This is a genomic window from Bartonella sp. MM73XJBT (assembly GCF_028618465.1).
Taxonomy (GTDB): Bacteria; Pseudomonadota; Alphaproteobacteria; order Rhizobiales; family Rhizobiaceae; genus Bartonella.
In genome coordinates this window covers 1-23,100 of record NZ_JAQISY010000003.1, presented here as the reverse complement: position 1 = coordinate 23,100, position 23,100 = coordinate 1, and the positions used below count along the sequence as shown (strand labels likewise).

The 23,100-nt window shown below is 38.1% G+C and carries 13 protein-coding genes; 4 read left to right on the top strand and 9 right to left on the bottom strand.

The window, feature by feature from the left end:
- Positions 1–61 precede the first annotated feature (61 nt).
- From addA to PVV69_RS01465, 9 genes are all read right to left on the bottom strand, one after another.
- Complete coding sequence (gene addA / locus PVV69_RS01505; RefSeq protein ID WP_273756192.1) at positions 62–3,532, bottom strand: double-strand break repair helicase AddA; 3,471 nt, start codon at positions 3,530–3,532, stop codon at positions 62–64.
- Entirely contained in the window at positions 3,529–6,651 is a 3,123-nt protein-coding gene (addB, locus tag PVV69_RS01500) for a double-strand break repair protein AddB (protein ID WP_273756191.1), read from the bottom strand. The genes addA and addB overlap by 4 nt, the downstream gene beginning before the upstream one ends.
- A gap of 569 nt (positions 6,652–7,220) precedes the next feature.
- Positions 7,221–8,714 carry a tRNA (adenosine(37)-N6)-threonylcarbamoyltransferase complex ATPase subunit type 1 TsaE gene (gene tsaE, locus PVV69_RS01495; protein WP_273756190.1) on the bottom strand — a complete coding sequence of 498 codons (1,494 nt, stop codon included), beginning with the start codon at positions 8,712–8,714 and terminating at the stop codon, positions 7,221–7,223.
- Positions 8,715–8,764: 50 nt separating this feature from the next.
- Positions 8,765–11,224 carry a PAS-domain containing protein gene (locus PVV69_RS01490; protein ID WP_273756189.1) on the bottom strand — a complete coding sequence of 820 codons (2,460 nt, stop codon included), beginning with the start codon at positions 11,222–11,224 and terminating at the stop codon, positions 8,765–8,767.
- 39 nt (positions 11,225–11,263) lie between these two features.
- Positions 11,264–12,661 (bottom strand): adenosylhomocysteinase, encoded by a 1,398-nt coding sequence (ahcY, locus tag PVV69_RS01485; protein WP_273756188.1) that lies wholly within the window; start codon positions 12,659–12,661, stop codon positions 11,264–11,266.
- 1,078 nt (positions 12,662–13,739) lie between these two features.
- A complete protein-coding gene (locus PVV69_RS01480) occupies positions 13,740–14,738 on the bottom strand; it encodes a complex I NDUFA9 subunit family protein (protein WP_273719638.1) in 999 nt (332 codons plus the stop codon).
- A 43-nt stretch (positions 14,739–14,781) separates the two neighbouring features.
- Complete coding sequence (locus tag PVV69_RS01475) at positions 14,782–16,101, bottom strand: folylpolyglutamate synthase/dihydrofolate synthase family protein (RefSeq protein ID WP_273756187.1); 1,320 nt, start codon at positions 16,099–16,101, stop codon at positions 14,782–14,784.
- A 4-nt stretch (positions 16,102–16,105) separates the two neighbouring features.
- Positions 16,106–17,026: an acetyl-CoA carboxylase, carboxyltransferase subunit beta gene (gene accD / locus PVV69_RS01470; RefSeq protein WP_273756186.1), complete on the bottom strand. Its 921-nt coding sequence runs from the start codon at positions 17,024–17,026 to the stop codon at positions 16,106–16,108.
- Between the two features lie 551 nt (positions 17,027–17,577).
- Positions 17,578–18,297: a sulfate transporter family protein gene (locus PVV69_RS01465; protein WP_273756185.1), complete on the bottom strand. Its 720-nt coding sequence runs from the start codon at positions 18,295–18,297 to the stop codon at positions 17,578–17,580.
- A gap of 832 nt (positions 18,298–19,129) precedes the next feature.
- On the opposite strand from PVV69_RS01465, the gene PVV69_RS01460 reads away from it, so the two are divergent.
- The 4 genes from PVV69_RS01460 to PVV69_RS01445 all read left to right on the top strand — a co-directional run.
- On the top strand, positions 19,130–20,326 hold the full coding sequence (locus PVV69_RS01460; RefSeq protein ID WP_273756184.1) for a multidrug effflux MFS transporter: 1,197 nt from the start codon (positions 19,130–19,132) through the stop codon (positions 20,324–20,326).
- 25 nt (positions 20,327–20,351) lie between these two features.
- Complete coding sequence (locus PVV69_RS01455) at positions 20,352–21,287, top strand: hypothetical protein (protein WP_273756183.1); 936 nt, start codon at positions 20,352–20,354, stop codon at positions 21,285–21,287.
- A 16-nt stretch (positions 21,288–21,303) separates the two neighbouring features.
- The gene (locus tag PVV69_RS01450) at positions 21,304–22,017 is read left to right on the top strand and encodes an alpha/beta hydrolase (protein WP_273756182.1); all 714 of its coding nucleotides are present in this window, start codon (positions 21,304–21,306) and stop codon (positions 22,015–22,017) included.
- The coding region (locus PVV69_RS01445) for an isocitrate/isopropylmalate dehydrogenase family protein (protein WP_273756181.1) at positions 22,014–23,100 on the top strand (1,087 nt) is incomplete at its 3' end. The genes PVV69_RS01450 and PVV69_RS01445, both read left to right, overlap by 4 nt.

Here is a 23,100-nt window from a genome sequence, read left to right as displayed (position 1 = left end):
CATATCAAGTTATTGCAAAGATAAATGATAAGGAGCTTTGTGAAAAAGTTTTTTTAGTTTATCATGCAATCTCATCAAGAAGCACCTCGAGTTTTTCCGGAAGAAGCTTAAAAACTTTCACCTCTTTACTGTAAACAAGAAGAGCTTGGATATCTTTGTGTGGATGAATAGCTTGCAGCAATTTGTGGTAAAGAGCTATTTGCAACAAATGGTGTGGAGGGATAGCAGCTTCATTTTCAGGTGGAGCGCCTGTTTTAAAATCCGCAAAAATTATGCTCTTTTCTGTGATATAGAGACGGTCAATTTGTCCGGAAATTGCTTGTTCTTTTCCACGAATTTTGACAATACCCATTAAAGGAACTTCAGCACGTGAATGTTCAGAGAAGAGGGGGGCAAGATAGGCATGATCTAAAATTTTCCAAACATGACAAAGTGCCTTTTCTCTTTGTGTTTCCTGCCAATGAGAGACTTTGCTATTGAGATAGTGTTGGGCATAATCGCGACGTTTTTGAGGGGGGCAATTGGGCAAGTGTTGCAGCAATCGGTGAACAATATTACCATATTCAATGAAAAAAGCTCTGTTGGTATTTTTTTCTCCTAAGACAGGTGAAATACTAAGATATTTGGGATGAGAGGAAATCTCAGGATCAGCTTCAATAGAAAGGCTAGCAACAGAGGGTCTCAACGGTTTGGGTAGAACTGGTTCTGCTGGAACTGTATGAGAAAAAAAAGCAGGCAAAGATGGGAGTGTTTGGCACTCGGCACAAGGTCTTTCCTGATTTATAGAGGGAGAAGAAGGTGTAATGCAATAACGCCAAGCCTCAATATCTTTTGCTGGACCTTCTATAGCAACGGCATGGGGTTTAAGAGCATTTTTTACCAATTGTAACCATGTCTGAGGGGAGGTTTTTTCACCACGATATCCACAAACGAACAATCGATCTTCAGCACGTGTCATTCCTACATAGAGCAGACGCCGATATTCTTCTTCAGCGCGTTCTTTTAAGCATGACAGTGCTTGTTTAGAGAGTTTTGTATCAAATTTTTCATTAGGACGCCAAATAAACGCTTGTTGATCACGACCTTGCCTATGACTTGAAGGCACTTTAAGCAAATGAGGTGCGTGTTGAGGATGCCAAATAGTGCTTCCTGGATCAACCAGAAAGACTACAGCAGCTTCTAAGCCTTTTGCGGCATGAACAGTCATAATACGAATTTCTTCGTGATTTTGATCAAACTCGCGTTTAATTTCTGGATCATTTGCAGTAAGTGTTTCCAAAAAAGCTTGCAATCCTGGTAAACCAGTTTTTTGAATAGTGAGTGTATAATCCATAAAGGCATCAAGTACATCATTTGCTTCCACTCCTAAGCGGGCTAAGATTTTCTGCCGTCCCTTATCGTTATTTAAAATATGGCTATAAAATTCAAAAACCGGTATTTTATCCACGAGAGTACGATAGTGATTCAAATTTTCAAAAGCATCTTTTAAAGATGCCTGTGATGAAGCGTGCATACAAAGGCTTTGCCAAAGGGAGTCTTGACGATGAGCGGCAAGCTGAAAAAGTTCCTCCTCGCTAAGAGCAAAAAGTGGACTTTTTAAAACACAAGCAAGAGAAAGATCATCTTTTGGTTGCAAAACAAAACGTGCCAGCGCCATTAAATCACGCACACTCATATGATTGGTGAGTTGTAACCGATCAGCACCCGCTACAGGAATATTGCGTTGTTTAAGGGCGCGGGAGAGAGCAGAAACAAAATGATCACGTTTGCGTACCAAGACCATAATATCACTGGCACGCATAAAGCGTCCTTTTGCTGGTAGTATTTCTCCATTGTGCAACCAGTCGGCAATTGTTTCAGCAATTTTTTCTGCCAAACGTCTTTCAGGTGTGTCGAAATGCTCAACGCTTAAATGCCACTTATCAGGAAGTTCATTTTTTTCTTTAGAGAAAGCATCCCATACAGTCACATCACCTGGGCTGTGAACACGAATGGCTTCATGCACTGTCTTTGTATTTTCTGCTGAAAGCCCTTTGTAATTTTCTGGTGTTTCAAAAACAAGGTCAACGCTTTTAAGGACATCAGCTGTAGAGCGAAAAGAATAATTGAGTTGTATTTTTTCAAATTTCTGATTGACTTGCTGCACTTTTTTTTGAATTATTCGTCCATTTTCAGCAAAGTTTTCTGGAGCCGCGCCTTGAAAAGAATAGATTGATTGCTTTTCATCTCCGACAGCAAAAAGAGTACGGATATTTGTACGTTGACCATGTCCTGTGAAAAATTCTTGCACCAAAAGCTGAATAATTTGCCATTGCTCAGGGTTGGTATCTTGTGCTTCATCAAGCAAAATATGATCGAGACCATTGTCAAGTTTATAGTGCACCCATTGGCTTGCACCTTTACGCTTTAACAAATGGAGTGTGCGCTCAATGAGGTCATCAAAATCTAAGAGGCCATTGGCTTTTTTAAGATTTGCGGTGATTTTAAGATATAGAGCACAAATATGAAAAGCAGTTCTATTAAGTGTGGCGATTTTCACACATTGATATTTTTCTAAAAGAACAGAAAGTTTGCTTTGTTTATCTGCAATCATTTGTTGAATAAAAGGCCAGATTTCATCTGCTTTTTTACAAGATAAACGTGAAAAATTGCGCGGTTCTCCTGTTGTTTTAAAGTAAATATCAGAAATAATATCGATAATATTTGTTTCATCACAAGTGTCTTTTAATTGGGAAAATTTCGCGATCATATCTTTAAGGCTCTTATTGCCATAGGTTTGGCAATGTGTAAGAGCATAAAGAGGTAAGCAGGCAGTTTGTTGAATGTTTTCTAATAATTGTTCATTTGTTTCATTGGGTGCTAACTGAAAGAGCGCACGCAATTTTTCCTCACCATTTTCAGATAGAATAGAGGTCAAAAAACCAGACAATTTATGTTGTTTTTCAGTTGCTTCATACAACAATTGGTTAAAAGTGTGCTCACTGATAACTTTAAGGAGCTGTTTCAAAGAAGCTTGTGCATCTTTATGCTCCAAAAGCTGGCGACGGGATTCTTCGAGGAGTTTTTTGCGACTGATATCATCAAGTAGTTCGAAATGTCCGGCGATATTTGCTTCTAGCATAAATTGATGCAAAAGAGATTCACAAAATGCGTGAATAGTTTGAATTTTTAAGCCCCCTGGAGTCTCTAAGGCACGAGCAAAAAGTTGACGTGCATAGGTCAATTTTTGCGCATTGATGGGCTTCTTTTCAAGCTGTGATAAGGTTTGTTGTAGCTGTGTGTCGTCCAATTCATTCCAACTGGAAAGTGTGCGAAAAATTCGCGATTGCATAACAGCAGCAGCAGCTTTTGTATAAGTAAGGCATAAAATACGTGCAGGAGGGGTACCGTTTAAAAGCAAACGAATGACACGTTCACTTAAAACGTGGGTTTTTCCAGATCCTGCATTTGCAGAAACCCATACATTTGTTTTTGGATGTGTCGCTGTTGATTGTGCATCAAGGGCTGTTTCAGGAATAGAAAAAAAAGTCATGATTGATCCGCTTTTTGAAGTCCACTTGACCATTCCCATAAGCGTGCCAGATGGTCATAGTCCCCTTCATATCGTGTTGCTATGGGGACGGCATGTGAAAGATAGCCTTGTTGTGGATTTTGATAATGGTTTATTAATGCGATAAGGTGTTCCCATGCTTTTTCACCAAGATGAATTACGCTTTGATGCTCTTTTTCTTCTCTCTTTAGAAGAATCGATTGGGAAGTGATTTTGCCTTTTTTATTGAGAGCGATGTAAAATAAATTGACAGGGATAAGATTTTGAAAATTTGTAAAAGCACTTTGCATGAGCAAAGCTGTTTCCAATGCCAATTGTGGAAACAATAAATCGCGTACTTGTTTTGATGAGGGAGGTGTACTGGTTTTAAAATCAAGTATTTCAACCATTTTATTTGGTAAGACATCAATACGATCAGCGCGCCCTGAAAGGGTTACACCTGTTGTACCTATAGGTATTTTTTGCGATACCACTTCAGCATATCGTTCTCGAGGTCCTAAACTTTGCTCCCATTGCAGTAAAAACGGAGCAAGATTTTCAAAATTGTTCCACCAGATTGCTTCAATATCGGCAGGCAAATTGAATTTATCAAATTCTTGACGTCCGATATTGAGGAGTACATCGAGTGCATTTGCAGCATTTGGATTTTTTATTTTTGTGCAAAAAGCAGCAAGAATAGCGTGATAAAGCATTCCACGCTCAGCAGCGCTAGGAGCATTAATGAGTGCTTTAAGCGGTTTGAGACGCAAGATTTTTTTGGCATAAATAGCATAAGGATCATAGCGCAATGTTGCGATTTCAGTGACGGAAAAATGGCGTGGGCGCGCCTCAAGAGGGGGAACAGGACAAGGACGTGTCGCACCGGCAATGCTCTTTGTATGATCAAGCATTGTCGCCCAATGAAGGAATATTTCACCACGTGCACGAATTTGTTGCCAAACCTGTTTTCCTATAACTGTTTCTAAGCGCTGTAGCCAACGTGAAGGAAGTGAAGGGGTATGATTAACTCGTATTGCTCGGCTCATCACCACGTTATTCATTCCCATAGCCCACTGAAAGTCATGGGCAGAAAGACCAATACGTTGTTCTGGGGGTTCAAGCGTTAACATCATTTTCATTGGTCGCGATAAAAAAGCATCATTGCGGGTTGTAATAGGCCATGATCCTTCATTAAGTCCGCCTATAATCACGGTATCAACGGTTTGCAAACGTGATTCCAAAGTGCCCCAGATGAATAAACGTGGATGTCCTCCAGGTGGAGGGGTGACAGAGCGCGTTGCAATCAGGGCTGAAAATATAGCTGGCCATTCGCAAAGAGAGAATGTTAATCCTGATTGATCACTCACCAATTCACGCAAAAAAGCCAAAAGAGCTTGTCCTGCTTCATGTTGATAAAGATGCACAAGAGAATCGTTTTCATCACGCCCAAAATTTTCAAAAACTTCAACTGTTGCTACCGCTGCCTCACTGATGGTACATTCCCTCTCTTGTGTCATGAGAGATGCTAAAGGCTCCACAGCTTTAACCAAAAGATCACAAAGCAGGCGTGCTTCTTCATAGTTTTGTTGATCAAGAATGTTGTTTTCAAAAATATGATGGGAATATATTTCTATCCATTTTTCAAGGAATTGGTCGCATTCGCAAAGATGAATACAGCTCGTATTTCCTCGAAGAACAAAGAGTTCAAAATTTTCTGCTATTTCACGTAAGTGGTGACGGTTTTGTCCTAGTGTTGTGAGAGGATGTTTGAGAAGGGAAAGAAAAGCAATAGGATCATGAGATTGTAAGACATTTTCTAAAATAAGTCGTAACAGGGTTGCAGGTAATGTTTGTGCAAGTGGTATTCCACCTGAATCATTTGCTTCAATGCCAAAACGCTGTAATTCAGCTGTGACACGGCGTGCAAGATTGCGATCATTGGTAATAAGAGCTGCAGTTTTTTGAGGCTCTTCAATAGCATTACGTAAAGCAACAGCAATAGCGAGTGCTTCTTGACGCTCATTTATAGCTTCAATGAATGACCAATTTGCACAAAGGTTTTCATAATCATCGCGGACAATTTGCACCCATCGCTCTGTTGTTGAGGCTGGTCGCAGTGCTTCTGATAAAAGAGCAGCACGTCTTTTTTGTATTGCGCTTTGTTGACCAATTTCGCGCACATCAATGCGGTGGCACCCCATCAGAGAGAGAAGTTTTTTTAAGTGATATTGAGGATGGCTAAAAACGTTTGTTGCATGATCGAAAACATCACCAGTTGTTTTTTCGCTATAAGTTGTGCCTAATGCCTCCCATTGTCCTTCATCCATATAAAGATCAAGTCCAGGAAGAACAACAGCGCCTTTTGGCAGAGAAGAAATGACTTTTAAAAGATGAGAGACTGCGGGAATAGAACCTGATATACCAGCGGCGATGATAGGCTTATCAGGCCAAGCCCGCCGTAAAGTTTCAGTGTGCATTTGGAGTGCTTGATTGCGCCATGCAGCTGGGTTACTTTGCCCTCTCTCTTGTAAGATTTGTGGCCAACTTTTTGTAACAATGGTGAGGAAATTGAGCGTTATTTGCCACCATTCGGCAACCATATCGGGAGCAATTTCTTTAAGTTTTGACCAATCTGCTGCTTCTGTTTCCATTTCATCCATCAACTGCGCTAAATCTTGAGCAAGCCAAATTGCATCAGCTGTATGAGCAGGAATAAGCACGTCTTCTGTACCAAACATGGCACGCAAATGATCTGGTAAATTTTCACGCCATGGACGAATGAGACGTGCGAGAAGCAGGAGACGTTCACTTTCTCCAATGGGAGGATTTAGCATGTGGATATGATTGTCATCAAAAAGAAAGCTTTCCTCATCCACGTCTCCTAGAGCGCGAATAGTTGGTAAGAAGGTTGATTTTGTCTCACTTCTTTCAACAAAGGCTGTACGCAAAGCACGAGCAGCACGGCGCGTTGGTACATAAATAAGGGTATCCGCAAGAGCTGTTTGGATATCCCCATTTGTTGCAAAATTATCAATAAGAGTGTGAGAAAATAGTGCATCGACAAAATGCGGTAGAAAAGATGTTCCCGGAGAAATAGAAAAGACACGTGGTTTATAAGTCATGTGATCTCATTTAGAATGCGTGGAAATATTCCATCTTATTGATTATTTGTATTGTTTCTACTCTATACAATTTTTATGAAGGTAAAAACCGAAAAGCTACATTTTTTACAGGAGATTTTGAGTTTCATCCTATAAAAAATCGTAATAGATCATATGGTTTAAGTTTTTGCGCAAGAAGATAAAGAACTTTTCACATAATTTTTGCACAAAGAATGCATTAGGATTCAGTATCGAATCCAAACAGGCGCTATAAAGAGCAACGGTTAAATTTAAAAAAACTTTTGCTTTGCAAGGATATTGGTAATTCATTGCATAGCATAAATAAGAAACGTTGCGTACTAGATTATATGGTGCAATATGAAAGTACTGCTTATAGATGATATTATTTTGAAAAAATTTTTCCTATAACCTTGTAAGACTTTAACAAATCAGTTTTGCAGAGAATATTTGTTAATTTTCATAGAAAATTTTGAAAAAAAAATAAAAAAGAATGTGTAGTTTTATATTCTACAGTCAAAATGGATGATAGGAGGAGAAAGTGTTTTTACAAAAGTTAAGGGTACCTGTACCTATTCTACTTTTGAAAGGAGTCCCAATTCTTGATAAAAATTTTGTAAAGGTGCAAGTATGGGGTTTGAAAGATTGCGAACAAGATAATTTTGCACGTAAGGGAGATATTTAAGATAAGATGATTTTCCATCACGCTGATGGAGGCGTATAAAAATCCCTAGAATTTTCGAAGCGCGCTGGGCACCAGCAAAAGCATAAAGCTTGCGGAATTCGCTTTCATCAAAAGAGCGTGGGGCTTGATAGCGTGCATTGCAATAGGCATCGAGAATTTTTGTCTCCAGTGTTGGGGAAATAAACACACGTGCATCTTGCCCTAAAGAAACAAGGTCATAGGCTGTTGGACCTATTAAGCCATCCTGAAAATCAATCAGACCAATGCGATCCATTCCTTTTTTTTGTGCACACCAAAGAATATTGGGTGAATGATAATCACGCATAACGAAGGTTTTTTCACCTTGAGCAAGACTATCGAGATAGGGTTGCCAACAAGCAAAAAAAGTTTCACGCTGTTCTTGATCTAAAGTTTTTTGTGTTTGAAAGGGTACATACCAGTCTAGCAATAAAGAAAGTTCTGCTTGTAGTGCTTGGCAATCATAGGAGGCAATTTGCAACAAAAATGTTGCAAATTGCTTCTCTGCAGGCCACGATTTTTGATGAAAGGTAGCCAGCAATTCGCTACAGGCGATATAGCGTTCTTCTAAAGGATAACGGTTTTGATCTAAAATTCCATCACACCCTAAATTTTCTAGAATCAAAAGACCTTTTTCAAAGTCTTCGACAAAGATATGGGGAGCAGAAAATCCATTCTCTAAAAGAAGCTGATTAATTCCGACAAATTGGCGGATATCTTGTGCAAGTTGTGCACTTGTTATGTAAGAGAGATCAGAATTCTGTTCCCTTTGCATGGTTGGCGCATCCATGAGAACTTCACTGTGTTGTCCATCATCCAGAAGTTCATAGGTGCGTGCAGAGGCATCTCCAGCCAAAAAATGACGATGAACTTGACCGCGCCCATGGGCTGTTAAAAATGTGCGAATTGCAAAAGAGCGCTGGAGACGCTCAAGAGAATTTTGTGCAGATATGAGAGTCACATGACGCCCACAACCTTCATGTTGTAAAGTAAGTGCGAAGGTAATTGGTCCTAAAAGATCAGCACCTTTTTCTGGCCATTCGATGAGTAAAACGCTGCTTTCACGTGCTTCATAAAGCCCTAATTCATCAATTTCTTCTGCCATAGAAAGGCGGTAAAAGTCTGCATGAACAATTTCCAATTGTGGAAGTTGATAATTTTGGGCGAGAGTGAAAGTAGGGCTTGGAACATCTAGAGTTGTGTCGTTGGCAAGTGTGTGGATAATTGTCCGTGCAATAGTTGATTTTCCTGCTCCAAGATCACCTTGCAGCGTCACCAGATCACCTGGTTTTAAAGCAAGGGCTAAGTCTTGCGCGAAAAGCCTAGTTGCTTCTTCATTTTCAAGAAAAAAACGAAAATTCATGAACAATTCCATGCCATGGGTAAAAAAAATTGTAATAATAAAAGACGAGATTAAAAAACTTTATCTCCTTTGGAAATCGGGAAAAAACATTTAACTGTTGTTCCTTTTCCCATACCGGTAAGAATTTCAACATGTCCACCGTGGAGTTCGACAAAGCTTTTAACAAGGGACAGACCAAGACCTGCTCCCGCACGCCCACCATGATGTGAATGCGAAGAAAAACGTTTGAAAATGCGATCTAAGATATCTTCTGGAATATCAGAGCCCTCGTTGTGAACACTAAAGATAATATTATCATCTTGTTCATCAACACAAAATTCAATTGTGCTTGCTTCTGGTGCAAAATTAATGGCGTTGCTGAGAACATTAACAAAAATTTGATGCAAACGTGTTGCATCAGCAGAGATACAATTTAAAGAAGGAGAAATTTGTTGTAAAAGCGTGATATGGCGCTCATTAAGGCGTTCTTCGACACGTGTGATTGCTTGTATCATGGCATCGGCAATATTCACTGGTTGTACGTCTAGCTCCATAATGCCTGCATCAAGAGTTGCAAGGTCAAGGATGTCATTAACAATATTTAAAAGGGTGCCTGATTCTGAATGAATGTGCCCAAGATATTCTTTTTGGCGTTCATTAAGAGGGCCAAAAATTTGATCGCGTAAAATATCAGAAAATCCAATAATATTGGTGAGAGGTGTACGCAGCTCATAGGAAACATGTTGAACAAACTCATTACGCAAACGATCAGCACTTTCTAAGGCATCATTTTTTTCTTGAAGAGCACGTGCTACATGAACAGTATCTGTAACATTAACGAAATTAAGCATTGTTTGTCCATCAGGAAGCGGTACCAATTTATAGTCAATGATCATGCCATTTTTAAGGTCCATACGACCTGAATATATATCGCGTTTTTCAGCAAAACCTGTAATAAACTGGGTAAATTGATCCCATTCTCTTCCCATGGTTAAAGTTGAACAATGGCTTTGCAATTGGGTAATATGGGTACCTTCTACCAATAAGTTATAAGGGAGAGACCATAATTTTGATAAAACAGGATTTGATAAACGAAGTCGTCCATCCGTGCCAAAAACCACCACACCTTCTGAAAGTTTATCAAGCGTTTCGCCTTGTATTTTAATGAGTGTATTGTAGCGTCGTTCAAGATCAATTTTTTCTGTAAGATTTTCATAAAGCCAAGTGACTCCTCCTTGTGGATGAGGGCTGGAAATAACATGCACTGTGCGTCCATCTGGAAGATTCCAAATTTGTTGATTGGCTTCCGTTTGTTGATAGGCTTTAAAAAGTTCTTCTTTCCATGTGCGCCAATCAGGATGTTCCGCAATGAGCCCTTTTTCACGCAGACGTTCAAGAAGCAATGTATGGCTTGGTCCACTTTCTAAAAAAGTACTTTCCAATGGCCATAAAATTTTAAAAGCATGATTGCAGAATTTTAACTTTTGGTTGCTATCAAAAATAGCGACAGCTGTTGAAATTTGATCAAGTGTTTCACAATGGCTTTGCAGAACACGTTTGAGTTCATTGGCAAGATTTTCATAGGGGCTGTCATCATGTGCAAAAGCTGCCATTCCTTCGGTTGTTGTAATTCGTGTGAGATGAAAACAATGCCGTTCTCCATCAATAACCGTATGAACATGCTCTTGAAAAATTGTTTCGACCTCATCGGTTTTCCGTTGTGTTGTTTCATTGAAAAGATCATCTATTTCATGACTATCTTCTCGAAAGCCGGTCATTTCTCTAAAGGCACGATTAACAAAACAAACTCTTCCTTCACAATCTCGTATCCATACCGGTTCTTGAATACGATCAAGAAGATTACGCTGCATTCTCAGTTCGATAAGGATTTTAGAGATATCTTTTTTTAAGCGCGCATTTTCGCTCTGCTGTGTTGAAATATCTTGAAAGCGTGCAATGGCTACTGTTCCAGCAATTACCCCTGTAACTTGTAATAGCGTATTATTTATCGTGGTGATAGACAATTCAAAAGGGTGAGATTTGTAACGTAATTGTGTTAATGCATAGTCAAGTTCTCGGCGTGAATTTTCTTCAAGCCAGAGCTCAAAACACTGAAAATCTTTCTGATCAATTCCTAAATTTTGTAATGCAGGAATGTTACCAACAACACGAGGTAAAGCGCTTGGGTTTTCCCAAATAAGGAGAGATTGTCCTGTTTCTTTTAAAAGCCATTCATAATATTTAAGTTTTTCAAAAAGCTCTACTTGAGTTGCTTGCAGAGGCTGCCATGCAGCTTTTTTTGCACGCGTAATAACAGCTATACACATAAAAAGTGAGGCGGAAAAGATTCCTCCACACAGTGCTAAAAGGAGCCATGGACCATCTGGAAAAGTAAATGGTAGAAGCCTTTCCAATGGTTGAGCAACAACACATTTTGGAAAAAAAAGGAAAAGAAGACAAAAAATATACGCGAAAATTCGCATCATTTTTTGAGCTTTTTTTAGAGGGACATAATCACCACAGCGGAGCACGGCGCCTTTTCCTTTTTTCTTTTAACCCAAGAAAACATTTTAGTAACGATAATGATTTGGTTTATAAGGTCCTTGTGGTGTAACTCCAATATAGGCCGCTTGTTCTTCTGATAAAGTGGTTAGTTTTATTCCTAGCCGATTAAGATGAAGGCGGGCAACTTTTTCATCAAGATGTTTCGGCAAAACAGCCACTTCATTTTTGTAGTGGACTGAACGGGTAAAGAGTTCGATTTGCGCTAAAACTTGGTTCGTAAATGAGGCCGACATGACAAAAGAGGGATGTCCCGTAGCATTACCAAGGTTAAGTAAACGCCCCTCAGAAAGCAAAATGATGCGTTTTCCATCGGGAAAGGTAATCATATCGACTTGTGGTTTAATATTCGTCCATGGCAAATTTCTAAGAGCTGATACTTGGATTTCATTATCAAAGTGCCCAATATTTCCAAGGATACACATATCTTTTAACTGTCGCATATGGTCTAAACGGACAATATCTTTATTGCCTGTTGTGGTGATGATAATATCGGCACTAGAAGCATCATCATCTAGATTCACAACTTCATAACCATCCATAGCTGCTTGAAGGGCGCAGATTGGATCAATTTCTGTCACTTTAACGCGTGCTCCAGCACCTGAAAGAGAGGCTGCTGAACCTTTACCTACATCTCCATATCCACAGACAATGGCTGTTTTACCAGCTATCATAACATCTGTTGCGCGCCGAATACCGTCTACGAGTGATTCTCGACATCCGTATTTATTATCAAATTTTGATTTTGTGACACTATCATTGACATTAATGGCAGGAAAAGGCAAAAGCCCTTCCTTTTGTAATTGATAAAGACGGTTTACACCTGTTGTGGTTTCTTCGCTCACACCTTTGATTGCTGCGCGCTGTCGTGTGAAAAAACCTGGTGTAGTCTCCATACGCTTTTGGATTTGTTTGAAAAAGAATCCTTCTTCTTCTGTTTTAGGATGAGAGAGAATATCTTTATTTTCTTCCGCACGGCATCCCATCAAAATATAATTTGTAGCATCAGCTCCATCATCTAAAATAAGATTTGAAGGATTGCCATCTGGCCATTGGAAAATGGCATCTATATAAGTCCAATATTCTTGCAATGTTTCCCCCTTAACTGCAAAAACAGGGATACCAGTGGCTGCAATAGCCGCTGCTGCGTGATCTTGTGTAGAAAAAATATTGCTAGAACTCCACCGCACATCAGCTCCGATAGCTGTTAATGTTTCAATTAAAACAGCTGTTTGAATCGTCATATGCAATGAACCAGAAATGCGTGCTCCACGCAAAGGTTGAAGAGAAGAAAACTCTTTACGACACGCCATTAAACCAGGCATTTCTGTCTCAGCGATATCCAGTTCTTTACGGCCATAAGCAGCAAGATCGATATCTTTGACAACATAATCTGGAGTTGCCATTCTTTATTCCTTTAAAATCATTTTTCCCCAGACGGTAGGAGAAATTAAAAAAAAATGCAAGCCAATAGCAAGACTTCTTTATGTAAAAAATCCTTTATTAAAATCCCCATAAATTTGTTCAATAAAGACACTTTTATCTATCGAAACAATGAATGTAACAAACAGAATATAAAGGGACTCATAAATTTTATTGAGCAAGCAAAATTTATCAATATTTATTGTTTTAAAGTGGTGAGAACAGGAGAGTAAAAAAAGACTGTGACGAAATTATATTATAAAAAAACTAAGACATATAAATTTCATCAATAGGCTTCTCTTTTTCTTTCGAGAGACGACAAGTGAATGAAATGACAAAAAAATACATGTTTATAAAGAACGATACCTTATTGTATTGCTTATTCGTATATTTATTTTAAAGGAATATTTTATTTTTCTTCTCATTTCACGTTTGCAATACTACCTATGAATAGTACAGTAATACAAAATTTATAGGATACTAGCATCCTTATGGTTATAAGGTAATTAAGCAAAACCATAATGATATTTTTTTATCTTCAATATTTTTCCCGTTCTTGCATGAAGACAATTCAGATGTATTTAATTCATTTTCGAACGATTTTTCTTCACATATCTAGTTTTTATGTGATGCGCAAGTACAAGCCTTTTTATGATTCTGCGTGAGAGGAGAGTAAAGTGAGAAAATATAACGTTCTTTGATATCTCTGTTTCAATTAAACACTTCTATCTTTACGCTTAGTAATAAGCCGGTACCATTATTATACTTGCCACCCCCCAATGTTGTTATAGACCTTGACATCTAAGACGATTCATAAGAGCCATTTTACTCCTTTCTTAATAGTTTTTATCCATACGCTCATCCCATTTGTAACGTGCAAACGAATGGTTTTGATTGATTCAACATGGGAGAGATTTTAAATGAGAGAGTCTTAGGATATTCAAGATTCTCATTTAATATGAATAACGCTAGATTATCTATATAAATCAATACGTTGCTATCTCAAGAAAGAAACAAATAATTAAAAATCAATATGTTGATTAATTCTTGCTAGAATATGCACTAGGCTGGTAAATTTTTGGAAAATTGACCGTGTGGGCGAAATCGCCAGAGATAACTTGGCAAGAGAGCAGCCATTGCTCTGGGGGTAATACCAGCACCTTCTAAAGTATACCCATTTTTGATAGCTTCTTGAGAAACAATATTATCCATTTGTAAGAAGTGTATCTGGTTAGTTGTCACAAGTGTTGGCAAGAAAGGCAATTTACCGATCATTCCCCAAAAGCTTCCCATCAATAGCCCTACAGAAAGAGGCATAGACAAAATGGTTTTCTTACGATGAATGATTTTTAATATATTTTCAAGGGCATTTCGGAACGTAATAATTTGTGGACCACCAAGATCATAACTTTTTCCAGAGATTACTTGTCCTTCTAAAGCACGAACGACAAATTCAGCGATGTCCCCAACATATACGGGCTGTAATTTACTTTGTCCACCACCAAAAAGGGGCATGATTGGTAAAAAACACGACAAGTTTGCTAAGGTGTTAAAAAAACAATCCTCTGGTCCAAAGATAACGGATGGGCGCATAATAATTGCTTGAGGATGCGTGTTCTGGACGATTTGTTCACTCATAAATTTAACGCGTGCATAAAGGAATTTAGCGTTTTGATTGGCTACAAGCGCAGACATGTAGATAAGTGGAATGCCAGCTTGAGCTGTTAATTCAGCGACATTTTTTGCACCATCAATTTGTGTATTTTGAAAATTTGATTGATTTGCTTGTGTTAAGCTACCAGGAAGAAAGACAGCACCGTCTGCTCCAAGCAATGCGCGTGCAACAGAGGCGCGATGCTTGATATTGGTTTTCAGCATTTGGGTTTGCCCTACTTCTCCTATTTGGAGCATATAATAAGCTTTTTGCGGATGACGAACAGCAATACGAACACGATAACCCCGCTTGGTTAAAGTTTCCACGACATGCCGTCCGACAAAACCAGAGCCACCAAAAACAGTGATAAGTTTAGGATGTTGATAAAGTGCATAATCGAGTTGCATGATTTAAAAATCTATCTTTCAAAGCTCCATGAATAATCAATTTTTAACATGGTGGTGTTTTATTGTCACGTAAAATATCACCTGCAAGATAAAGGGAACCAGCAATAAGGACAATTGCATCTTGATGCTCTGTCTTAATTTTCTGTAAGGTATCTTTTAGATGTGGTTGTGGAGTGGAAAAAATCCCTGCTTTTCGTGCTGATTCAGCTAAAATCGTTGGACAAATACCGGCAGTACTTTCAGTTAATGGGATTGTGTAAACTTTATCTACGAGGTTTGCTAACGGACGAAAATAACCAACAGCATCTTTGGTATTGAGCATACCAGCAATCATAATAAAAGGACGGTTTGTTTTTTTTCTCCACTTGGTAAGTTCTGCTGCAACAGCTTTTCCAGCAGCAGGATTGTGACCACCATCGAGCCATAAATCAATATGAGGAGACAGCTGATCAACCAAATATCCATGGGTAAGATGTTGCATCCGTGCTGGCCAGTAAATCTTTCGTAAAGCATAACTTATTGCGTGTTCTGAAAGCCTGAAACCTGCTTGATGCACAGCTTCAAGAGCAGCTCCAGCATTAGCAATTTGGTGGGTTCCAATAAGGTTAGGGAGCGGAAGATCCATAAGACCTTGATTATTTTGAAAGACCATACGTCCATGTTCTGTATAGCTCTGATAATCTTGACAAAAGAGAGAATATGGTGCTTTGTTTTTATCAGCAAGTGTCGTTAACACAGAAAGCGTTTCATCATGATCTTGCTTACTAATAACCACTGGAACAGCAGGTTTGATAATTCCCCCTTTTTGAAAAGCGATTTGTGCAATTGTGTTGCCAAGAAAAGTCTCATGATCATAATCAATAGGCATAATAAGAGAGACAGCTGGTTTATTAATCACATTAGTAGCATCAAAACGTCCTCCTAAACCAACTTCTAAAATCACGACATCAGCTGGATGTGTACTAAAAAGCATAAAAGCAGCAGCTGTGAGAATTTCAAAAATAGTAATTGGTTTTTGACGATACACCTTTATAATTTCACGAATTGTCTCAGCCAGTTGGCTCTCTGTAACAAGTTGACCACCTCCTTTTTGTCCTATACGGAAGCGTTCATTCCAGTTGACCAAATGAGGTGAGCTGTATACATGAACGCGGTAACCTGCACTTTCTAAAAGAGCACGACAAATTGCACAGGCCGAGCCTTTACCATTTGTTCCAGCAATATGAATAACAGGAGCGAGTTTTAAATGTGGATTACCAAGGTATTCTAAAAGGTAAAGAATACGTTCTAAAGAGAGATCAAACTTTTTGGGATAATTTTTCAGTAACTCATTGATCATCCTTTGTACTTGTTTTTTTTTCATGAAGTTAAGCCGCTTTTGTTGTAGAAAGCGAGGGATGAGAATCTGTTGGAGATGGATTGGAAGGGTTAACAGCTGCAGGATGTTTCATCATTAAGCGGAGAAGTCGTGCAATGGTTGTTTTCATTTCCAAACGCGATACGACCATATCAATCATACCATGTTCGAGCAGATATTCGCTGCTCTGAAAACCTTCTGGTAAAGTCTCACGTATAGTTTGTTGAATCACACGTGGTCCGGCGAAACCAATCATAGCACCGGGTTCAGCAATGTGAACATCACCAAGCATGGCATAAGAAGCAGTAACACCACCGGTAGTTGGATTGGTAAGAACCACAATATAAGGAAGTTTTGCTTCTTTGAGCATTTCAATGGCTACAGTTGTACGAGGCATTTGCATCAAGGAGAGTGTTCCTTCTTGCATGCGTGCACCACCAGAAGCGGCAAAAAGAACCAACGGACATTTTTCGGCAATGGCGGTATCAAAAGCTTTGATGATGGCTTCTCCTGAAGCCATACCAAGGGATCCACCCATGAAGGCGAAGTCTTGGACGATAGCTATAATTGATAAGCCTTCAATAGTACCACGTGCGCTTAAAATATTGTCATCAACTCCAAGTTTAGAACGATAATCTTTTAACCGATCAATATAGCGTTTTTCATCACGAAACTTTAAAGGATCTGTTACAACTTTTGGATTTTCCAGAGGCGTATAAACACCATCATCAAAAAAATGCATAAGACGATTTTTAGCGCTGATGCGCATGTGATAACCAGAACTTGGAATGACATATTGATTCATCTCCAAATCTTTATGAAAGACCATTTCACCGCTGGTGGGATCTTTTATCCATAGATTATCTGGAATTTCACGGCGTCCCAATATAGAATTAATTTTAGGGCGAACATAATTTGTAATCCAGTTCATCTGTATAGCCTTTCTTTAAATATGATACAGTTTTTACATGATTTCAAAGAATATAGAACTTAAGATCTCAGACTCACTTTGCCAGCTGAATAAACCAGTTTCTTTAATATCTTTACCAGTATATGCATAGCTCCCACTCTACTGTCCTTTTTTCTAATATCATAGCAACTTTCTCCATTAAGAGTATTCCTTACAACAAGTCTCTCAACAGTTTTAATAACTAAGGTTATTTATTTTGTTTTGATATCAAAATCCATTTCTTACACTGGTTGGCAAATTTTTCATTTGCTTCTGATGAAAACGCATATTCAATGAACCATTAACACCAATGCCTTTGAAGCAAAGAAGCTTTATAAAATACCCACAGGACTATAATAGTCTATAAAAATGACGGGTACGATAACATTATGTTATCGAAACGCCAACATCAGAGCAAGATTTTTTTCAAGAGATTTCTTGGATGAGAGAAATAAAAGCACTCATTTAAAAGCATATAACTATTGCTTATACTCTTTCCGCATGAATTTTGTTTGGGTTTTCAGGAAGTGCTATTATTTCTGCCAAACAGGTGCGGTGGTTTTTTGCGAAAGCATTTTGTGTAAGTATGTCATAAAGGCAGCTGCGAAGAGCGGTGTTGTTAAATTAAGAATGGGAATTGAAACAAAAAGTGCGATTAACAAACCCGCACCAAAAACTGTTAGGTAATGGGTGTGTAAAAAGGCGTGTGCTTCTTGTTCTGAGCGAAAACGGTAGGCGGCAAACACAAAATATTCACGACCAAGCAAAAAGCCATTAATAACATAAAAGGCAATCAAATTGACACCTGGTACGAAAAACAAAATAAAAGCAATTCCATTACCAAGAAGACTCAAAAGAAGAAATTTCAAGGAGAGAATCAGAGAGCGCCCAAACGGCAGAGCATGTCCAACAGGTTCGTTTGGATAATCTTCTTTTTCAATAATTTCAGCAGCAGAATCAATGAAAAAACCACCAATCATAGCAGTGATTGGGGCAATAAAAAAAGCCATCAGCATAGCTAAACCAATATTAAAAATAATGAGCATACCCAATCCTATCCATCCGGCCCAACTAGGTAATCCAGGAAGAAAATCAGCAACCCAAGGCCAAAAATAGGATATAAAAAGTTGGCGTACACCTAACCATAGAATGGCGAGAACAACAAAAGTAATTCCCAAGGCTTTTAATATCATAATACGATATTGCGGGGTGATAAGACGCTGTAAAGCACGATAAGCAGCAGTAAAAATCATAACAACTAACGAGATAAAAAAGTAAAAACAAGGGACGGATGAAAGAGTGCTTTACATATGCACTGAGTTTTATAGATCCTATAATTTTGTTGATTAAGATAAATAATCAAGGGATGGCAATGTATTATTTTATAAGCACCATAACATATTTTTTTCAATACGGTAATATAAACTGCATTCATATTTTAAAATAAGAATATTATCTCTATCTATTTGCAATTTTCTTATACACGACACTCAAGTGTAGACATATGAAGTTAAACAGAATATTCAAATCATGATTTATGACAAAATTGAAAGAGGTCACGTCCCTCATATAAAATAGGTATCATTGTATTGCACATTCACGCAGTTGTCTTGAAAAATTGCCCAAAGCGATGCATCTTGATGCATCTTTGGGAGTGGATTTTAAAAAAGTTTTTTAAGCTAAAACATCAAAAAAAAGATACACGTATTATGCCAGCAAGATATACATAGAATACAATCCCATATTTATGAAAAACATAAGAATTCGTTTAAAATATTTTAAGATTTCGATATAGCTTAAATTGTAAGCTTTGAAATTATTAATTAAATAGGTTTGAGAAGTTAGAAGATATTATATGATGATAAAAGAATATCTTTACTAAGGTGAGAAGTATATTTAAAAATTATTATATTGAAAGCTGTTTTTAATTTAATGATGTAAGAAAGTAATTATTGTATACAGAAGATGTTTAATAAAATATGCACTACATTAAGCTGTGGATAAAGTTAAAATATAGAAAAATATGTTTTTAAAATAGCATAAATTTATTTTTATTAGATAGAATTTTATTAAAAGAGTCTTGGTGTGTTTTATAAACCTACACTATTATTTGTGCTACTTATTATCTGTTTATCAGTTGGAGGTTTGATTTCTACTGATATCTTTTTACCGGCACTTGGAGACATGCGCCAATACTACCAAGTAACGGAATCTCAAATTCAAAATGCAGTAGCAGTTTTTTTACTTGCATTAGCTGTTGGACAACTGATTTATGGACCGCTCAGTGATAATTTTGGGCGTAAAAAAACGCTTCTATTTGGTTTATTTTTATGGCTTTTTACTACATTAGGTATAGTTTATACAGTCAATATTCAAGCTTTTTTCATACTGCGTTTTTTACAGGGGCTTGGGGCTTGTTCGGGTATTGTTTTAAGTCGCGCTATTATTAATGATTTAATGGATAAAAAGGCGGCAGGAAGGCTTTATTTGGTTATTTTCCCTTTTGTTGGTACATCACCAGCACTTGCTCCATTAATTGGGGGAATCTTATTGCAGGTTTTTAATTGGCAAGCTACCTTTATATTTTTAAGCCTTTTTATATTTCTTACAATTCTACTCTGTTATTTTGTATTAACAGAGACTCTTTCTCCTATAAAGCGCCAATCTTTTTCTCCTGCGGGGGTTATTAAGAGCAGTTTAGGGGTTCTTAGAAATAAACAATTTATATTTTACGCCTTAATCCCATGTTTTGCATATGCAACCTACTTTGCTTACATAGTGGAATCGCCTTTTTTTCTCACAGCTTTGGGATTATCATCTTTATATATTGGTTATAGTTACATTGGTGTTTCTTTAACCTATGTCCTAGGTAACTTGGTAGCAAGAAGGTTGCTTAAGCGAGAATCTATGGAACATACTGTTCGGCGTGGATACATTATTTTTGTTATAGGGGGTATATTGTTTGCTTTACAAATGTATGTAAGTCCATGGCCACTTGTAACGAGTTTAATAGCCATCTCTTTTCTTACTTTTGGCAATGGTTTTTTGTTGCCATTAGGAACAGCGTTGGCAATCTCATCACATCCACAAGCTGCTGGGGCGGCATCTGGTGTTATGGGGAGCTTGCAATTAGGGAGTGCTGCGCTGAGTGCTGCCGTTATAGGGAAAATATCTGGACATAATCCATGGTGTGTTGCCATTTTATTAGCGGCATGCTGTGTGGTGGGTTTTATAATTTACATTCGGAAATCAAATTATTTTATGAAATTGGAAACAAATTAAGTTAAATAACCAAATTGGGGGGGCTATGCTTAAAAATCTTGATGTTACTTTGCGTGATGGGGGATATCGGAATCAATTTTCTTTTTCACTAGATTATATTATTGAGCACATTAAAAGTCTGACAAAGGCTCAAGTTGAATATATTGAGATCGGTTATCGTAAGGGTTCGTTTAAGCCGATGGATAACGTTGGTCAAACTGCTTTGTGCTCTAATGATTATATTAAGCTATTACATGATGCTATTCCAGATGCTAAGCTCGTCATTATTGCGCATCCACATAATATTGACCAGTCGGATATTTGGGAACTAAAGAATTTAGGGATTACACTCTTACGATTATGTCTCAATAAAAATGATATTGAGTCTACATTTGTGCTTTGCCATTATGCTAGTTCTTTAGGGTTATCTACTAGTATTAATATTACGAGGGTAAGCCAAATAGATGAAAATTATTTACAGAGCATAGCAATAGAAGCAGTTAATTGTGGAGCTAATATTTTGTATTTAGCTGATTCTAATGGAAGTCTTTTACCTGAAACTGTAACGCATTTCGTGCAAAAAATAAAAGATATCTCACCTTTAGAGATTGGTTTTCACGCGCACGATAATTTAGGTATGGCTATGGCAAATAGTATAGCAGCTGTAGACGCGGGTGCAAATTTTATTGATAGTTCGTTACTGGGAATGGGCAAAGGAGCAGGAAATCTTACTTTGGAGCTATGGTTAGCACTTTTAAACTTACGTAAAAAGGAAGCATATTACAATGTGGATCAAGTTTTACAACAGACAGAAAAGCTAAAGAGCCAACCCTTTTTTTCATCGGTGTATAGAAGCTCTGTTGATTTTCTTTTGGCACTAAATAACTTAAGCGTTGAATATCAAGCTTTGTTAGAAGCTAAAATACCTTTAGGTATAGAAGAGATGCTAGTTACTATACAAAATTTAAAACAAAAAGCGTAGAGGATTTAAAAACGATATGAGTTTTCATAGTGTTATTCTTGCGCCTGTAATGCCAGTGTGGGACAAAGGAATCTTTTGTTCTCCACTTAAAAATCTATTTTTAGAAAGAGGATTTAGGGTTACACTGTTAGACACGTTATCTCTTTTTTCTAGTAACTCTACAAGTGAAGTTATTCCTTCACTTACAGCAGAGCTAAAAGATCGCTTTCGGGAGCCTTTTATTCTTGTGGGTTTTGCTATGGCTGGGACATTGGTACAAATGTTGGCAGCAAGACTTCCAAATGTTCGGGCTGTGCTTGTTGTAAATGCACCAGGCTATCCAGATGAGCTTTTACAACGGCGACTTGGATATCTTCTTACTTTATTGAAGGGTGGTGATTTATCAAGTGCTCTGGAAATATTAGATATGTTCGTGCAACCTATTGGGGCAATTAAAAAAAGAACTTTATTGAAGATCCCTGATGCGCAGAGGAACATGGCAATTGAACGTATGACGAGAGGATTTCAATTCTTGCTAGAGATGGATGCTAGAAATGAGATTATCAAATATAGTGGAAAGTTTTTAGCGCTAATTGGTGAAAAGTCACAACTTGCAACTATAGACAATCAAACGAGAAGTCATTGTATTCACCATGAATATAAGGTTATCCCTGATGCTGGTATGCGTCTATGGGATGATAATCCTGTTATGACAAATGCAATTATCGATGAATGGATGAATGGGTTATGAAAAAGAAAAAAGTTCTTGTGTTGCCTGGTGACGGGGTAGGACCAGAGGTTTGTGATGCAGCACTGATGGTTTTAGAGCAATTTAAATTGCCAATAGAATTCACTTATGGCGATATTGGCTGGGAATGTTGGAAACAGATTGGAGATCCTGTCCCTCAGGAAACTTGGCAAAAAATCACGCAGAGTGACGCCATTTTACTTGGAGCTGTAACCAGTAAAGGAAAAGAAACTGCTTTAGAAGAACTTGCACCACATTTGAGAGAGCGTAAACCTACGTATGTTTCCCCTGTTATCCAGCTTCGCCAAAGATTAGGTCTCTTTGCGAATATACGACCGATCAGATATATTGTTGGTCCGAAAAAGCCGTTTCATTTTTGTGTTATCAGAGAAAATAGTGAAGGTCTGTATGCGGGATTGGATTTTTGTGGAATAACTCCTGAAAAGGCTGCATGGTTAAGACACCCAAATTTGGAAAAATATGGTCTTGAAGAGGCAGCCTGGACGGTACGTTTGCAAACACGTTTTGGTTTAGAGCGGTTGTTTGAATATGCTTTTTCTTATGCACGGATACATGGGTTGAAGCGGGTTACTTTTGCGGATAAGCCAAATGTTATGCGGGAAAGTGGTCAGTTTGCTCAAGAAATCTTTGAGAAAGTTGCACAGAATTATTCTGAAATTACAGCAGATATTCATAATGTTGATGCAATTGCTTTATGGATTGCAACAAAGCCAGAGCAGTTTGGCGTAATTGTTGCTGAAAATATGTTTGGTGATATTCTCTCTGATCTTTCCGCTGGAGTTATGGGAGGATTAGGACTTGCGCCTAGTGCAAACGTAGGAAGCGATATTGCTTATTTTGAGCCTGTTCATGGAAGTGCACCGCGCATTGCAGGACAGAATAAAGCAAATCCGTCTGCCATGCTTTATACCATGGCTTTATTGTTAGACCATTTAGGTTTTCAGGATGCGGCACGGCAATTGTCTGAGAGTATTGATCAGGTTATTCGTTCTGGAAAAATTGTGACCTATGATTTAGGAGGGGAAGCCTCTACTCGCCAAATGGTACACGCTGTTCTCAATTCTC

Excerpts from the sequence above, each read along its gene's own strand:
- addA (WP_273756192.1), bottom strand. The coding sequence starts at position 3,532 with ATGACTTTTTTTTCTATTCCTGAAACAGCCCTTGATGCACAATCAACA.
- addB (WP_273756191.1), bottom strand. The coding sequence starts at position 6,651 with ATGACTTATAAACCACGTGTCTTTTCTATTTCTCCGGGAACATCTTTT.
- tsaE (WP_273756190.1), bottom strand. The coding sequence starts at position 8,714 with ATGAATTTTCGTTTTTTTCTTGAAAATGAAGAAGCAACTAGGCTTTTC.
- ahcY (WP_273756188.1), bottom strand. The coding sequence starts at position 12,661 with ATGGCAACTCCAGATTATGTTGTCAAAGATATCGATCTTGCTGCTTAT.
- PVV69_RS01480 (WP_273719638.1), bottom strand. The coding sequence starts at position 14,738 with ATGCAACTCGATTATGCACTTTATCAACATCCTAAACTTATCACTGTT.
- PVV69_RS01475 (WP_273756187.1), bottom strand. The coding sequence starts at position 16,101 with ATGAAAAAAAAACAAGTACAAAGGATGATCAATGAGTTACTGAAAAAT.
- accD (WP_273756186.1), bottom strand. The coding sequence starts at position 17,026 with ATGAACTGGATTACAAATTATGTTCGCCCTAAAATTAATTCTATATTG.
- PVV69_RS01465 (WP_273756185.1), bottom strand. The coding sequence starts at position 18,297 with ATGATTTTTACTGCTGCTTATCGTGCTTTACAGCGTCTTATCACCCCG.
- PVV69_RS01455 (WP_273756183.1), top strand. The coding sequence starts at position 20,352 with ATGCTTAAAAATCTTGATGTTACTTTGCGTGATGGGGGATATCGGAAT.
- PVV69_RS01450 (WP_273756182.1), top strand. The coding sequence starts at position 21,304 with ATGAGTTTTCATAGTGTTATTCTTGCGCCTGTAATGCCAGTGTGGGAC.